Source organism: Vibrio sp. D173a (genome assembly GCF_030248475.1).
Window position 1 is genome coordinate 1 of the sequence record NZ_JAHGAH010000692.1, and the last position, 1189, is coordinate 1189.

Below are 1189 nucleotides of genomic sequence, written 5' to 3' on the forward strand. Positions count from 1 at the left end.
CACACGCGACATCCCGAGTTTCTGTCGATTTATGGATCACCAGTTGGTCGGTCAAAACACCGACTCGGTGCCTTATCAGTATCTGATCAAAAAGGGTCTAGAGGCCTAATCGGACGATAATATCCAGATGTAAAAAAGCCGCTCAGTGAGCGGCTTTTTGCTATTCGTTATTTTGGCTGCGGTGCTGCAGATTATCGAGTTGGTTCTGAATTGAGCGCAGCTCCTTACGCATAGGGATGATGTGGGCGACCCGAATCCAAGCCTCAACAGCCAGTCCGGTCATGATCATGGCACCTGCCACCATTGGCAGCCACATGACCGTCAATACCATCCCAAGTAGAGTTAATGCTAAGCCAAAGGTAAATAGGTAGCTCTGACTTTGTGGAGTGATTCCCGTATAACGCGTCAACATAATCATGCCCTCGTGTTCTCAACTCACAACATTAAAATATCATGACAAGTGTGACAGTGATATGTCAGTCGACGCAACTCACAGCACCTCTCTGTAAGAGTTTGAGCTGCTACACATAATGCAGATCGCACCTAAAAAGTTGGCACATTTATAATTATAGATTGATAGATATAGCGATAGATTCCCCCGTTAAACCGAGGGATCTATCAGCGAAAAATCATCAATAGATTGCTGCCGCGACAGCTAAGCCAACAAACAGCAGAGCAGTGATCTTGCGAATCAACGCCAGTGGCATCTTATCGGCTGACAATTTGCCGATCACCACTACAGGCACGTTGGCTAATAACATACCAATCGTGGTACCCAAGATAACCCACAGCAGCGCATCAGCATACTGAGCCCCTAGGATTGAAGTGGCTATCTGAGTCTTATCACCAATTTCAGCAATGAAGAACGCAATAAAGCTTGCGACAAACGGACCACGGCTGGAGATCTCCTCATCGTCATCAAGCTTATCTGGGATTAGAATCCAACCCGCCATCGCCAAAAAGCTCACCACCACAACCCATTTGAGGACTTCTGGCGATAAGTAATCGGATACAACAACACCTAACCAAGCCGCTAGGGCATGATTGGCAATAGTGGCAAAGAAGAGTGCAGCAATAATCGGTATCGGCTTGCGATAACGGCTGGCTAACAGAAGAGAGAGTAACTGTGTCTTATCACCGATCTCGGCCAAGGCAACAGTTGTAATAGAGATTGCTAAAACGCTCACGA

Annotated in this window: 2 protein-coding genes and 1 pseudogene; 1 reads left to right on the plus strand and 2 read right to left on the minus strand. The window is 46.8% G+C overall.

Annotated features, from left to right (window positions below; translation table 11 throughout):
• Positions 1-109, plus strand: a pseudogene (locus tag KIV40_RS28555) (sulfurtransferase TusA); the annotation flags it as partial.
• Positions 110-160: 51 nt separating this feature from the next.
• Here KIV40_RS28555 and KIV40_RS28560 read toward each other — a convergent pair.
• Positions 161-418, minus strand: coding sequence for a hypothetical protein (locus KIV40_RS28560; protein WP_285352594.1), 258 nt, complete (start codon positions 416-418; stop codon positions 161-163).
• 214 nt (positions 419-632) lie between these two features.
• Positions 633-1187 carry a TMEM165/GDT1 family protein gene (locus KIV40_RS28565; protein ID WP_285352595.1) on the minus strand — a complete coding sequence of 185 codons (555 nt, stop codon included), beginning with the start codon at positions 1185-1187 and terminating at the stop codon, positions 633-635.
• Positions 1188-1189: the final 2 nt, after the last annotated feature.

Coding starts and splice junctions, on each gene's coding strand:
- KIV40_RS28560 (WP_285352594.1), bottom strand. CDS start 418: ATGATTATGTTGACGCGTTATACGGGAATCACTCCACAAAGTCAGAGC.